This is a genomic window from Rhizobium sp. CCGE531 (assembly GCF_003627795.1).
In the GTDB taxonomy this organism is placed as follows: domain Bacteria; phylum Pseudomonadota; class Alphaproteobacteria; order Rhizobiales; family Rhizobiaceae; genus Rhizobium.
The window spans coordinates 2,417,489-2,430,290 of sequence record NZ_CP032684.1 but is presented as its reverse complement, the minus strand read 5'-3'; the positions used below and the strand labels follow the sequence as shown (position 1 = coordinate 2,430,290).

Sequence of the window (12,802 nt, the reverse complement as noted above, 5' to 3'; positions counted from 1 at the left end):
TATTCGATGAGGCTTCTTTTTGCCGACATGGACAAAAGACTAGCCCTCATGGTGAGGAGGCCTGAAAGGCCGTCTCGAACCACGAGGGCGGGTGAGTGGTCTTCGTGCGGCCGTCAGGACGAGAATTGCTTGTAGCACTCGTCCGCCACCTGCCGCAGCATGTCGCGCGAGATCTCGCCTGTTACGGCATAGCCGAGATTGCCATCGATCCAGTAGAAGGTCTCGACCGCCTTGTCGCTGGCGAAGCGGAAGCTGGTCGTGGTGTTGCCGCTATTGTGCCCCACCAGCACCGTCAGGCGCTGGCCGCTGGCATTTTCATACATGAACAGGGCGCCGGGCGTACCGTTGATCGGCAGCAGCCGGCCGCCGACCAGCTGGAAGCCCAGTGTCTGCAGGCTCGGCACCTTGAGGCCGGCGACATTCATGCGCTTGCCGAGCCAGGTGGCGAGATGCGCCTCCTGATCCGCGCCGACTTCGACAGGGTGGCGGACATCGCTGGCATAGACGACGAAAGCCGAATGCGCCTGTTGCGGCAATGCCTCGATCGATGTCAGCTGCAATTCGGGCCGTGCGAAAAGATCAGGACCGAAGCGGCCGGCAACCGCACCGGCGACGAATAATGCCAGCGAGGCGGCGAGTATCATCAGCTTGCGGCTTGGTTGCGGCGTAGTCGCCTGTGCAGACGACATGTTTCTGCTTGTCGAAAAGAGGTCGGCGTCGCCATCCTTCGAGATGGCATAGGGGGAGAACATCGCCCGAATGTCATCGTTCTGGACCTGCCATGCCGTAACGGCAGCAGCGTCCTCGGGATTTTCGGTCAGCCATGCCTGCAATTCCGCCTGCTTTTCCGGTGCCAGAAGGCCATCGGCAAAGGCGTGAAGGTCCGCTTCGGTCACGGTCGGTTTGCGTTCGTTCATCTTGGTCTCCGAAGCGTGACAACGTTGTCTGCGTTCAACAGGCTGGTCATCTTCCGGCGCGCGCGCGACAGGCGCGACATCACGGTGCCGATCGGAATGTCGAGCATGTCTGCGACATCCTGATAGCTGTAGCCTTCGACTACGACGAGCATCAGCACCGCGCGATACTCTTCGCTAAGGCTGTTCAGCGCCGTTTCCAGGCGGGACCGCTGCAGCGGGTCGTTGTCCGTCTCGGCTGCAGGCAGATCGCCGTTGTCGTCGATATCGACAAAGCTGCGATTGGCTTGCTGGCGCAGTCCATTGCGATAGAGATTGGTCATAATGGTGAGGACCCAGCCGCGCAGGTTCAGCCCGCGCCATTGGCCGCGCCGGGTCAAAACCTTCTCGACGCAATCCTGAAGCAGATCCTCGCCATCGGCATCCGAGCGGGCGAGGCTGCGCGAATAGCGCCGCAACGAGGGGAGGAGCGCCAGCACCTCCGCCTCGAAGCTATCGGGCGCGGGGGAGGCTCCCGCCGCGCCCTTGTCGTTCCCATCAGGGCTTCGCGACATTCCAGACGCCCTTGAAACCGTCGCCGGCGACATCACCGGACTTTGCGTCCTTGACGAAGAAATAGAGCGGCATGCCGTCCTTTGCCCACTGTTTCTTCCCGTCCTTGCGGGTAATGATCGAATATGCACCCTCCGCCTTGGCTTTGCCATCGGCCATGAGCGGCGGCCAGGCTTTCGCGCAATCGTCGTTGCAATTGGATTCGCCTGATTTGTCGTTCTTGAACGTATAAAGCGTCATGCCGTTTTCGCCGGCGAGCACCTTGCCCTTGGCGCTTTCGACCGTCTTGACGGGGGCAGCGGCGAAAGCGGCAGTGGCAAAGGCTGACGCCGCGGTGAGCGCTGCCAGGAATCGCATGGTCTTCATGATGTTTCTCCTTGGGTGGGTGGACGATGATCGTCCAGGCTTTGCTTTTTTGCGCTGCCGGACATGAGACACGGGGGCTTGCGATTTTATTCCCGGCTCGCCGGGTATTTTTTACTGCTTGCTTCCAGCGGCCGAATCCTGCCAATTCGGCCCATGCAATTCGCGCCGCAACAAGATGAAGCGCTCAAGGCCGTCGCCAAGTGGCTGAAGGAGGGGCGTACACCGCTGTTTCGCCTTTTCGGCTATGCCGGCACGGGCAAGACAACGCTTGCGCGGCATTTTGCCGAGCATGTGGATGGCGAGGTACTGTTTGCGGCCTTTACCGGCAAGGCGGCGCAGGTGCTGCGCTCGCGCGGCGCTTCCAATGCCAAGACCATTCATTCGCTGATCTACCGGCCGCGCGGCGAGGAAGCCGTCGAGGACGAAGAGACGGGCAAGACATCGATCGCGCCGATGTTCACCATCAACCGCCAGAGCCCGGTCGCCAAGGCGGCGCTGATCATTGTCGACGAATGCTCGATGGTGGACGAAGCGCTCGGCAAGGATCTGATGAGCTTCGGAACGCCCATCCTGGTGCTTGGCGATCCCGGCCAGCTGCCGCCGGTTTCCGGCGGCGGATTCTTCACGAACGAGGAGCCGGATTACCTGCTGACGGATATTCATCGTCAAGCCCGCGACAATCCGATCATCCAGCTCGCTATGCAGGTGCGTGAGGGCAAGGAAATCATGCATGGCGACTATGGCACCGCGCAGGTGATCTCGAAGAACGAGGTCACGCAGCCGCTGGTGCTGGAAGCCGATCAGGTGCTCGTCGGCACTAACAGGACGCGGCGGCGCTACAATCAGCGCCTGCGGGAACTCAAGGGTTTTTCCGCCGACTACCCGCAATCCGGCGACAAGCTGGTCTGCCTGCGCAATGATCCCACCAAGGGACTGCTCAACGGCTCGCTCTGGCAGGTCATGACTTCTTCCAGAGAAACGACGAAGCCAGGTATCAATCTCTTGATACGCCCGGAAGACGACGACATGGATCGAGGGGCCGCCAAGATCAAGCTCTTGAAGCAGGCTTTCGAGGATGTCGAGGGCGAGATTCCCTGGTCGACCCGCAAGCGCTATGACGAATTCGATTACGGCTATGCGCTGACGGTGCATAAGGCGCAGGGTTCGCAGTGGAACAATGTTGTGCTGTTCGATGAGAGCTGGGCGTTTCGCGATACGCGTGAGCGCTGGCTTTACACGGCCATCACCCGCGCCGCCGAAACGCTGACCATCGTCCGATAGGGCGGCTCTTAGGTTCGGTCACCGCTCGGTGACGTATAGCGCATGCGCCCATCAAAGTTTTGCATGGTTCGATGTCGGAATCTCGTTGGTTTTGCTGGCCGTAATGGCATAGAACGGCGCTATCATCCGCTTTGAAAATCAGGGATTTCGATCATGCCCGCCAAGCTTTCCGTGAATCTCAACGCTATCGCGATGCTGCGCAACCGGCGTGATCTTCCCTGGCCAAGCGTCACGGGCTTGGGACGCATCGCGCTGGCGGCAGGAGCCAGCGGCCTCACGGTCCATCCGCGTCCCGATCAGCGGCATGTCCGCTTTTCCGATCTGCCCGAAATCCGGGCGCTGATCGACGACGAGTTCCCGGAGGCGGAGTTCAATATCGAGGGCTACCCGAGCGAAGAGTTCTTCGATCTCTGCGCTTCGGCAGAGCCCGAGCAGGTGACGCTTGTGCCCGACGATCCCGCGCAGGCGACATCGGATCACGGCTGGGATTTCCGTAGGAATCGCGAGCTGCTGGTCGACGTCGTCGCCAAGTACAAGACCATCGGCTGCCGCGTGTCGTTGTTTGCCGATGGTGACGGCGATGCCGATGCCGTGAAGATCGCCAGGGAGGTCGGTGCCGATCGCATCGAGCTTTACACCGGCCCCTACGGCGGCTGCTACGACTATCCGCAGAAGGCAGCCGTCATTCTCGAAGCGCTCGGCAAGACCGCCGATGCCGCTTTCGCCAACGGCCTTGATGTCAATGCTGGCCACGACCTGACGGTCGCTAACCTGCCGGCATTACTTAAGCGCATTCCAAAGCTCGCGGAGACCTCGATCGGCCACGGGCTGACCGCCGATGCGCTGGAATACGGCATGGCCGAAACGGTACGCCGCTTTCGAAGGGCTTGCGGACAGGTGGTTTAAAAAGCGGGATTTGCGGCCGGTCAGGCGCGTTTGTCTTCGCCGCGCCTTTATGCCTGGCCCCTCATCCTAACCTTCTCCCCGCATCGCGGGGAGAAGGGACGACGGCGCAAGCCATTGGTTACATCATTCGGCTAGAGCTCATGCTTGAGGCAAAAAACTCCCTCTCCCCGCAAGCGGGGAGAGGGCTGGGTCAGGGGCCATGCTTGAAGGCGCGGCGAAAATAGTCTCGCCTGACCTTCCAAATCTCAGCCGATCAATGCGCCCTTGTGTTCTTCGACAAAGCTGCGCAGCGTCTGCGGCTCGTTGCCGGTCAGCTTGTTGAAGTCGTTCGTCAGGATGTTGAAGTTGCCGGCGCGGGTGTTGGCTTCGGAGGAAACGAGCATGTCGACCACGAAGGGCGGCAGGCCGGCGCCGGTGAGGCCGGCGGCAAGCTGTTCGTCATTGACATCAACGACCTCGAGCGGGCGGCCGGTGATCCTGCTGACGACGCTTGCCACATCTTCGATGGTGACGGCGGTCGAGCCCGTCAGCGTGTAGGTGGCGCTGTCAGCCGTGTCGGAGGCAAGTGCTGCGGCGATGGCGAGCGCGCAGTCTTCGCGGCTGATGTTGCTGACGCGGCCGCCGCCGGTCGCGGTGTACCACTTGCCGGTTTCGAGGCTGTGCGGCAGGCCGTGCAAGTAGTTGTCGAAGTACCAAGCGTCGCGCAGGATCGTGTAGCCGATGCCGCTTGCCTTGATGGCGTTTTCCGTGCCGAGATGGTCGGGTGCGAAGCTGACGAGCGAACCTTCCGGCGCCGGCATGGACGTATAGAGGATGTGCTGGACGCCAGCCTTCTTCGCGGCTTCGATGGCAGCCGTGTGCTGCTTCAGGCGCTGGCCGGGAACGGCGAGCGCGTCGGTGCTGATGATCAGCAGGCGGTCGACGCCGGCGAAAGCGGCGGACAGGGTCGCGGCATCATCGAAATCGGCCTTGCGGGTAACGACACCCTTGGCGGCGAGATCGGCAAGCTTCTCCGGGCTGCGCGTGGCCGCAATGATGCGGCCTGGCGCGACCTTGTATGTCTCCAGCAGGTGATGGATGACGCGCTGGCCAAGCTGACCCGCGGCACCGGTGACGAGAAGAGTGCTGCTCATGTCTTTTCCTTTGTTTGACCGCCGCGGATTTGCAGAGGCTTTGCTGCTCTCAAAAAGAGACTAGCACTAGAATAGGAATTGACTTCGCGGTGTAAAGGGGGCAGTTTTTCGGCTCCAAGTTACCAAAAGGGAACCGGCATGAGCGCCAGCACCGTCGTCAATCTGCGCAGCAAGGATCCGCCGCTGCGCGACGTCGATCTCAGCAATCTCGATTTCAGCAATTGTCCGGTGCGCGACCTGATTTCGCAGATCGGCGGAAAATGGTCGGTGCTGCTGTTGGAAACATTGGCAAAACGCCCATACCGTTTCGGCGAACTGCGCCGTCTGGTGCCTGATATCTCCCAACGGATGCTGACGCAAACGCTGCGTGACCTTCAGCGCGACGGCTATGTCGACCGCGAGGTCTTTCCGACAAAACCGCCGAGCGTCGAATATCGGATGACCGATCTTGGCTATTCGCTCTACGAGCCGTTGGCGCAGCTTCTGAATTGGGCCGAGGCCAATCATGAGGCTGTCAAGGCCGCAAGAGCCCGTTTCGATCAATCGCCGGACTGAGCCTCCACCGTGAAGCCCTTGAAAATTGCCGTCGTCGGCGCCGGGCCTGCCGGGCTTGCCGCCTCTCTTTTTCTCACTCGCGCCGGTCATACGACCGATATCATCGAACGCTTCGACAGCCCGGCGCCGGTCGGCTCGGCGCTGATGTTGCAGCCGACCGGATTGACCGTCCTTGAATCGCTCGGGCTCGGTCCAGCCATCCACGCCGCCGGCAACCGCATCGACCGGCTGTTCGGCACGGAAACCACCCGTGGCCGCATCGTCCTTGATGTGCGCTACAATGCGCTGCCGGGCGGCCGCTACGGGCTCGGTGTCCATCGCGCCGCTTTGTTCGAGACGCTTTATGACGAAGTCTCCGCACGGCAACATCCGATCCATACCGGTCAGCGGGTTGTCGGCGTGATCGAAGAGGGTGCCGGCAGCTATCTTTCGGTCGAAGGCGGCGAGCGTCTCGGGCCCTATGATCTCGTCATCGATGCCAGCGGCGCGCGCTCGGAGCTGGTGGCGGCGTCACCTGTCGCGCCGCGTTCCCGCAACCTCGTCTACGGCGCCTTCTGGGCGACGCTCGATTGTCCGGACGGATTGGTGGATCAGGCGGCGCTGACGCAGCGTTATGACCGAGCGCGCGTGATGATCGGTGTCCTGCCGATCGGCAGCAGAAGGCCGCATATGCCGAAACAGGCCGCCTTGTTCTGGAGCCTCAAGGTCGCGGATGCCGATGAGGTGCGCAAGCGCGGGCTCGATCGCTGGAAACAGACGATCCGCGGCTATTGGCCGGAATGCGAACCCCTGCTGGAGCAGATCACCGATTGGGACCAGCTGACGCTGGCGCGTTACGCCCATCGCACCATGAAGGTGCCCTATAGCGGGCGAACGGTTTTCGTTGGCGACGCGGCCCACTCCACCAGCCCGCAGCTCGGGCAGGGCGCCAACATGGCCCTGCTCGATGTGGCGGCGCTGGCGCATGCCCTTGCTGGATGTGAAACCATCGAGGCTGCTCTTGCCGCCTATGCCAAGGCGCGGCGGATGCATGTGCGGCTGTTTCAGCTGCTCTCGGCCGCGTTTACGCCATTCTATCAATCGGACTCGGCGGCGCTCGCCTGGATCAGGGACCGGATGGTCGCCACCATCGCCAAGGTGCCTCCCGCGCCGCAGATCCTTGCGGGTATCGTTTCCGGCACGCTGGTCGATCCGTTCAGCGGCGCCGGCCTACGGGAATGCGATTGGCTGCGGCAGGCTGTGCCGCAGCCGTCTTGATCAGTTCTTGCGCTCGAACCTTTCCGCTTTTCTTCGAATCGCGAAAATGCTCTATCCCTTTGTTTTTACGCAATTCCGGACGGAAAACCGCTACGCATTTTTCCTGGAATTGCTTTCGGTCAGGAAGGCAAGCAGCGCGATGACCGGGAAGGCGACGCCGATCCAGGAGGCCAGGTTCCAGCCGCCGGTGGCATAGGCCCAGCCGCCGAGCGCGGAGCCGAGGGCGCCGCCGGCAAAGAAGGTCGCCATGTAGAGGCCGTTGAGGCGGCTGCGGTGTTCGGCGCTGAGCGCGAAGATGGCGCGTTGGCCGAGCACGAGGTTCGTCTGGACACCGAAGTCCAGCATGATGCCGGAGAGTGTCAGCGTGATGAGCGCCAGCAACGAGCCGCTGCCGGAAAAATGGCCGATCAGGAAGGCAACGATGGCAATCGTCAGGGCGAAGGCGGTGGCAAGCTTCGTCCAGCCGCGGTCGGCAACGCGTCCGGCAATCGGCGAGGCGACGGCGCCCGCCGCGCCGGCCAGCGCGAAAAGCGCAATGCCATTCTGCGTCAGGCCGAAGGCAGGGCTTGCCAGCAGCAGTGGCGTCGTCGTCCAGAAGAGGCTGAAGGCGCCGAACATGCAGGCCTGGTACAGCGCGCGTCGCTGCAGGACAGGCGTGCGAAGCGCGAGGTGGCCCATGGACGACAAGAGTTGGCCATAATGCAGCTTGGTGTGCGGCACGCGGGTCGGCAGGACGACGCGCAGGATGACCATCAGCCCGATCATGATGCCGGCCGAGATAATATAGACCGCATGCCAGGACAGAAGCTCGGACAGGAAGCTTGCGGCGGGGCGGGCGAGCATGATGCCGACGAGCAGGCCGCTCATGACATTGCCGACGACGGCGCCGCGGCTGGCGTCAGGCGCCATATGAGCCGCGAAGGGGACAAGCACCTGCACCGCGACGGAAGCCAGGCCGATGCAGAGCGAGGCGAGCAGGAACAGCGACGGCGACCAGGCGAAGGCGGCGCCGACAAGCGCGACGGCGGCCAGCGCCACCAGGGTCAGCACCAGCCTGCGGTTCTCATGAAGATCGCCCAATGGCACGATCAGCAAGAGGCCGAGGCCGTAGCCGATCTGCGTCAGCGTGACGATGAGGCCGGTGGCGGCTGGGGTGAAGCCGAGCGACTGGCTGATGGGGCCGGCGAGCGGCTGGCCATAATAGAGATTGGCGGCCACAAGCCCGCAGGCGGCGGCGAACATGAATGTCAGCAGCGGTGAAAGAGTCTTTTCCGGGAGCGGCGTGCTCTCCCGTCTGGCGGCGGCAGTTGCGGGCATAACTTGTCCTCGATGCGGGCAGGGAGTGTATTCCCCGATAATTCGATGAAAATCAGTTCAGCAGTTTCATGGCCGTCTCGGCGACGGCAAGCATCTGTTCTGTGGTCCGGCCGGTCTTTCCGATCACGCGCATGCCTTTCGTGAGGGCAAGCAGGGCGCAAGCCGTGCTTTCGGGATCGACGTGTTTTGCCACGGAACCATCCGAGTGACCAAGGCGAATGAGATCCAGAATGCGCCGCTCATCGAAATCGAAAGCCACGCCGACACGGCTGGCGACCTCCTCGTCAAAAAGCGCAAGCTCCGTTGCGCTTCCGACCACGAGGCAGCCTCGACGGCCGATCTCGCCGCAGGATGCCTCGGCGAAGAATGTCACCAAGACGCGTAGCTTTTCATAGGCGTTCGGGACCGTGGCAAGGGTCTCGTCGATCAATTGCTGGCGCACCTGGCGATAGCGGTCGAAAGCGGCGAGGAACACGCCGCGCTTGTCGCCGAATGCCTTGTAGACGCTGCCTGCCGTCAGACCCATGGCCACGGTCAATTCGCTGATCGAGGCGGCATAATAGCCGCGCTCGGAAAAGACGCGCAGCGCTTCGTCGAGCGCGGAATCCATGTCGAATTCGCGTGGGCGACCCCGGAGCTTCGGTGCGATGTCGAGAGCATTTGTCGTCATGCCACTCTTTTAGGAAATGATCGTTTCCAAATCAAGTGAATTTTTGCGATGCAACAAAATTGCCGGTAGGAATTCGTCCGTGTCAGCTCTGCTACTCGTGCGCATCGAGGCGGCCGAGCTCAGAGATCGAGCACCCAGGTCTGGCCGTTCAGTTCTGGGCCGAACATGCGATGCTTTTCTTCTGTCGTCAGCTTGAAGCCTGTCTTGATGTAGATCGCCCGTGCCGTGTCGAGGATATCGTTGGTCCAGAGCGAAAGTTTCCGATAACCGGCGTCGCGCGAGAAGCGGATGCATTCGTCGACTAAAAGCTTGCCGAGACCGAGGCCACGGGCAGCCTTGTCGACATAGAGCAGCCTGAGCTTCGCCACACCGTCACCGCCATCGGCGATCATGGCGGAGCCGACATTCAGGCCGCCTTGCTCGGCGATCCAGCAGCGATCCTTCTGCGGATTGAAATTGGAGAGGAATTTTCCCGCGACTTCCGCCACCAAACCTTCGAAGCGGTCGTCCCAGCCGAATTCTTCCGTATAGAAACGCGCCTGGCTTTGCACGATCCAGCCGATGTCGCCGGGCCGGTGATTGCGGATGATCGCGGGGGATGCCGTGGCTCGGTCCGTGCCGAGCGTGTCCTGTATCGTCCGCATTGCCGCAACGACGCGTTCGGGTTCGCCGATCGCGAGCTTCTCGAAATATCCGGCGATCTGGGCACGCGCGCGGCGGACGAATTCCTCGAACTGCGCCTGTCCCTTTTCGGTGACTTTTATGACCTGGCTGCGCGCGTCGGTCGGATCCGGCGTCGTTTCGATCAGCCCATCCTCGCGAAAGCGCTTGACGATGCGGCTGAGATACGCGGGGTCGAGATGAAGCTCGCGTGTCAGCGCCGAAGCGGCGACGCCGCCGCGAGAGCCGACTTCGAACAGCACGCGCAGATCCGTGAGCGTATAGGGGCTGTCGAGATAGGCCTTGTTCAGGACGCCGAGAAAATTCGTATAGAAGCGGTTGAAGTCGCGGACGGCATCGATGGTCGCGAATTCGGCGGCAGGGTTCATGACATCGCCTCCTCAAGCGTAGGAGACGATGTCGGCTATTTGTTGGACTCAGTCAAGTAAATTGATTGGGGTCAGGCAGCGCAGCTCTTGCTGCTCTTTTCATTTGCAAGCGCAAAATCGACGGCCGCTTCGGCATGGATCGTCGTCGTGTCGAAACCGGGCAGGATGAGTGCCTTCGGATCGAGGATCAGGCAGATCTCGGTGCAGCCGAGAATGACGCTGTCGGCGCCTTCGGCCTTGGCACGCTCGATGATGCCGTTCAGCTTCCGGCGCGACTCGTCCTTGATGATGCCGGCGCAGAGTTCGTTGAAGATGATGTCATGCGTCACGGTGCGATCCTCGCGGCCGGGGACCATGATGGAGACGCCGTTCTCAGCCATACGCTCGGCATAGAAGCCGTGTTCCATCGTGTAGCGGGTCGCGAGCAGCAGCGGCTTGACCCGACCGGAGGCCTTCAGAGCCGTCGCGGTTTCATCGATGATATGGATGAGCGGCACGGAAACGCGCTCGGCAACCTCGGGCGCGATCAGGTGCATGGTATTGGTGCAGATGAGCACGCATTCGGCGCCGGCGGCCTGCAGGCGCTGTGCCGCGTCGGCGAGCCGGTCGGCTGCATCGTTCCAGCGTCCCGCCTTCTGCAGCGCGACGATTTCTTCGAAATTGACGGAGTACATTACCAGTTCGGCGGAGGAGAGGCCGCCCAGCCGCTCGCGGACCATTTCATTGATCAGGCGATAATAGACCGCCGAACTCTCGAAACTCATACCGCCGATCAGGCCGATGGTGCGCATAATGCTGTTCTCCGCTCCTAAATTGTGAATGGAGGAATATTGCTGCGATTCAGCCGCCGCGTGTTTGCATTTTTCGAAGCCTATCAAAATTTACCCGCAATAGTTTGCGCATTTTTCGACTTTTGTGCAAAATAGAGGCGCACAGATGAGGATTGCCGCACATGCTGGACGAACGCGACCGAAAGATTCTTGAATTTTTGCAGGCTGACGCCGGCATTTCGGTAACGGAGCTCGCCGATCGCGTCGCCCTTTCGGTCTCCGCCTGCTCGCGCCGCATCCAGAGGCTCGAGGAAAGCGGCCACATCGCCCGGCGCATCGTCGTGCTCGATCGCGAGAAGATGGGCGTGCCGACCACGGTCTATGCCCTGATCAAGACGGCGCATCATGCCGACGAGTGGATCGAATCCTTCCGCAAGGTCATCGGCGACATCCCGGAGATCGTCGAAGCGCATCGGCTTACCGGGAACTACGACTATATACTCAAGATCGTGCTGCCCCGCGTCGAACACTACGACGTCATCTACAAGATGCTCGTGCGCAAGGTCGAACTGTTCGATGTTTCCGCGTCGATCTCGATGGAGGAGCTGAAAAGTGGGACGTCCATTCCGGTCGGATACGCACGATAAGCACAATGACGCGTGACAGCCGCAGAGGTGCCATGCATAAAAGATGGTTGCTGCTTACTCTTCTCAACCCTACGTTTTCGGCGAAACGTAGCCATGAGGTGTCGCCATGCAGGATCATCACGTTGTCGTTGTCGGGGGCGGTTTCGGCGGGGTGCAGTGCGCCAACGACCTGAAAGGCGCTCCCGTCCGCGTTACGATGATCGACCGGCGCAATCACCATCTGTTTCAGCCGCTTCTCTATCAGGTCGCGACCACTTTGCTCGCGACCTCCGAGATTGCCTGGCCGATCCGCAATTTCTTCAGGGACCGGCCCGAGGTGACGACGCTGCTTGCCGAGGTCGTCGGCGTCGACAGCGAAGCGCGCCAGGTCTTTTTGAAGAATGGCCAGAAGATTGGTTACGATACGCTGGTGCTGGCGACGGGTGCCACCCATGCCTATTTCGGCCATGACGAGTGGGAGCCGGTGGCGCCGGGATTGAAGACGCTGGAGGATGCGACGACCATCCGCCGCCGCGTACTGCTCGCCTTCGAACAGGCGGAACTGGAAACAGACCCTGCCGTCCGCGAAACGCTTCTGACCTTCGTCATCGTCGGCGCGGGGCCGACGGGCGTGGAGCTTGCCGGCATCATCTCGGAGCTGGCAAGGACGACCTTGCCGAGGGAATTCCGCAATATCGATACCCGAAAGGCGAAGATCATTCTCGTGGAGGCCGGGCCGCGCGTGCTCCCGGCTTTCGCCGAGGACCTGTCCGACTATGCGCGCAAGGAGCTGGAAGAGCTTGGCGTCGAAATCCGCTTCGGCAGGCCGGTCACTTTCTGCTCGGCCGAAGGGGTGACGATCGGAGATGCCTTCGTGCCATGCCGCACCATCGTCTGGGCGGCGGGCGTCGAGGCATCGCCGGCGGCGAAATGGCTGGATATCCCTGCCGACCGCGCTGGCAGGGCCGTCGTCGACAAGGAGCTGCGGGCGCCGGGCAAAGAGGATATCTTCGTCATCGGCGATACGGCATCGGTCCTGCGCGACGACGGCAGCCCGGTGCCGGGGATCGCTCCGGCTGCCAAGCAGCAGGGTGCTTACGTTGCCAAGGTGATCAAGGCGAAACTGGCCGGCCGGCCGGCGCCGGGGCCGTTCCATTATCGCCATCAAGGCAGCCTGGCGACCATCGGTAAAAGTGCGGCGATCATCGATTTCGGCTGGATCAAGCTCAGGGGATGGCTCGCCTGGTGGGTCTGGGGCCTCGCCCACATCTATTTCCTGATTGGCGTGCGCTGGCGCATCGCGGTCGCCTGGAGCTGGCTATGGATCTATATCAGCCGGCAGCACAGCGCCCGGCTGATCACGCAGAAGGAAACCATGCGCGAGGAATGAAGGAAGGCGGCGCCCA

14 protein-coding genes are annotated in these 12,802 nt (G+C 61.8%); 6 read left to right on the top strand and 8 right to left on the bottom strand.

All coding sequences use genetic code 11. The features are described 5' to 3' along the window. Window positions 1–113: 113 nt before the first annotated feature. The 3 genes from CCGE531_RS11845 to CCGE531_RS11835 are packed head-to-tail and all read right to left on the bottom strand — an operon-like array spanning window position 114 to window position 1,832. The gene (locus CCGE531_RS11845) at window positions 114–917 is read right to left on the bottom strand and encodes an anti-sigma factor (RefSeq protein ID WP_120664336.1); all 804 of its coding nucleotides are present in this window, start codon (window positions 915–917) and stop codon (window positions 114–116) included. Continuing rightward, on the bottom strand, window positions 914–1,468 hold the full coding sequence (locus CCGE531_RS11840) for an RNA polymerase sigma factor (RefSeq protein ID WP_120664335.1): 555 nt from the start codon (window positions 1,466–1,468) through the stop codon (window positions 914–916). The genes CCGE531_RS11845 and CCGE531_RS11840 overlap by 4 nt, the downstream gene beginning before the upstream one ends. After that, on the bottom strand, window positions 1,452–1,832 hold the full coding sequence (locus CCGE531_RS11835) for a hypothetical protein (RefSeq protein WP_120664334.1): 381 nt from the start codon (window positions 1,830–1,832) through the stop codon (window positions 1,452–1,454). The genes CCGE531_RS11840 and CCGE531_RS11835 overlap by 17 nt, the downstream gene beginning before the upstream one ends. Before the next feature lie 153 nt (window positions 1,833–1,985). Between CCGE531_RS11835 and CCGE531_RS11830 the strand changes: the two genes are divergently transcribed. Further along, the gene (locus CCGE531_RS11830) at window positions 1,986–3,113 is read left to right on the top strand and encodes an ATP-dependent RecD-like DNA helicase (protein ID WP_120664333.1); all 1,128 of its coding nucleotides are present in this window, start codon (window positions 1,986–1,988) and stop codon (window positions 3,111–3,113) included. A 153-nt stretch (window positions 3,114–3,266) separates the two neighbouring features. Continuing rightward, window positions 3,267–4,019, top strand: a complete 753-nt coding sequence (locus CCGE531_RS11825; RefSeq protein ID WP_120664332.1) for a pyridoxine 5'-phosphate synthase — start codon at window positions 3,267–3,269, stop codon at window positions 4,017–4,019. 245 nt (window positions 4,020–4,264) lie between these two features. On the opposite strand, the gene CCGE531_RS11820 is transcribed toward CCGE531_RS11825, so the two are convergent. Continuing rightward, window positions 4,265–5,152, bottom strand: a complete 888-nt coding sequence (locus CCGE531_RS11820; protein WP_120664331.1) for an SDR family oxidoreductase — start codon at window positions 5,150–5,152, stop codon at window positions 4,265–4,267. Between the two features lie 138 nt (window positions 5,153–5,290). On the opposite strand from CCGE531_RS11820, the gene CCGE531_RS11815 reads away from it, so the two are divergent. Then, a complete protein-coding gene (locus CCGE531_RS11815) occupies window positions 5,291–5,707 on the top strand; it encodes a helix-turn-helix domain-containing protein (protein ID WP_120664330.1) in 417 nt (138 codons plus the stop codon). 9 nt (window positions 5,708–5,716) lie between these two features. After that, window positions 5,717–6,964, top strand: coding sequence for an NAD(P)/FAD-dependent oxidoreductase (locus CCGE531_RS11810; protein ID WP_120664329.1), 1,248 nt, complete (start codon window positions 5,717–5,719; stop codon window positions 6,962–6,964). Between the two features lie 90 nt (window positions 6,965–7,054). Here CCGE531_RS11810 and CCGE531_RS11805 read toward each other — a convergent pair whose 3' ends face one another. From CCGE531_RS11805 to CCGE531_RS11790, 4 genes are all read right to left on the bottom strand, one after another. Continuing rightward, complete coding sequence (locus tag CCGE531_RS11805) at window positions 7,055–8,281, bottom strand: MFS transporter (RefSeq protein WP_120664328.1); 1,227 nt, start codon at window positions 8,279–8,281, stop codon at window positions 7,055–7,057. Between the two features lie 52 nt (window positions 8,282–8,333). Then, window positions 8,334–8,951, bottom strand: a complete 618-nt coding sequence (locus tag CCGE531_RS11800; RefSeq protein WP_120664327.1) for a TetR/AcrR family transcriptional regulator — start codon at window positions 8,949–8,951, stop codon at window positions 8,334–8,336. 119 nt (window positions 8,952–9,070) lie between these two features. Next, window positions 9,071–10,000: a helix-turn-helix domain-containing GNAT family N-acetyltransferase gene (locus CCGE531_RS11795; protein ID WP_120664326.1), complete on the bottom strand. Its 930-nt coding sequence runs from the start codon at window positions 9,998–10,000 to the stop codon at window positions 9,071–9,073. 71 nt (window positions 10,001–10,071) lie between these two features. Further along, on the bottom strand, window positions 10,072–10,791 hold the full coding sequence (locus tag CCGE531_RS11790; protein WP_120664325.1) for an aspartate/glutamate racemase family protein: 720 nt from the start codon (window positions 10,789–10,791) through the stop codon (window positions 10,072–10,074). 161 nt (window positions 10,792–10,952) lie between these two features. On the opposite strand from CCGE531_RS11790, the gene CCGE531_RS11785 reads away from it, so the two are divergent. Beyond that, complete coding sequence (locus CCGE531_RS11785) at window positions 10,953–11,417, top strand: Lrp/AsnC family transcriptional regulator (protein WP_120664324.1); 465 nt, start codon at window positions 10,953–10,955, stop codon at window positions 11,415–11,417. 106 nt (window positions 11,418–11,523) lie between these two features. Next, window positions 11,524–12,786 (top strand): NAD(P)/FAD-dependent oxidoreductase, encoded by a 1,263-nt coding sequence (locus CCGE531_RS11780; RefSeq protein WP_120664323.1) that lies wholly within the window; start codon window positions 11,524–11,526, stop codon window positions 12,784–12,786. The last annotated feature ends 16 nt before the right edge of the window (window positions 12,787–12,802 follow it).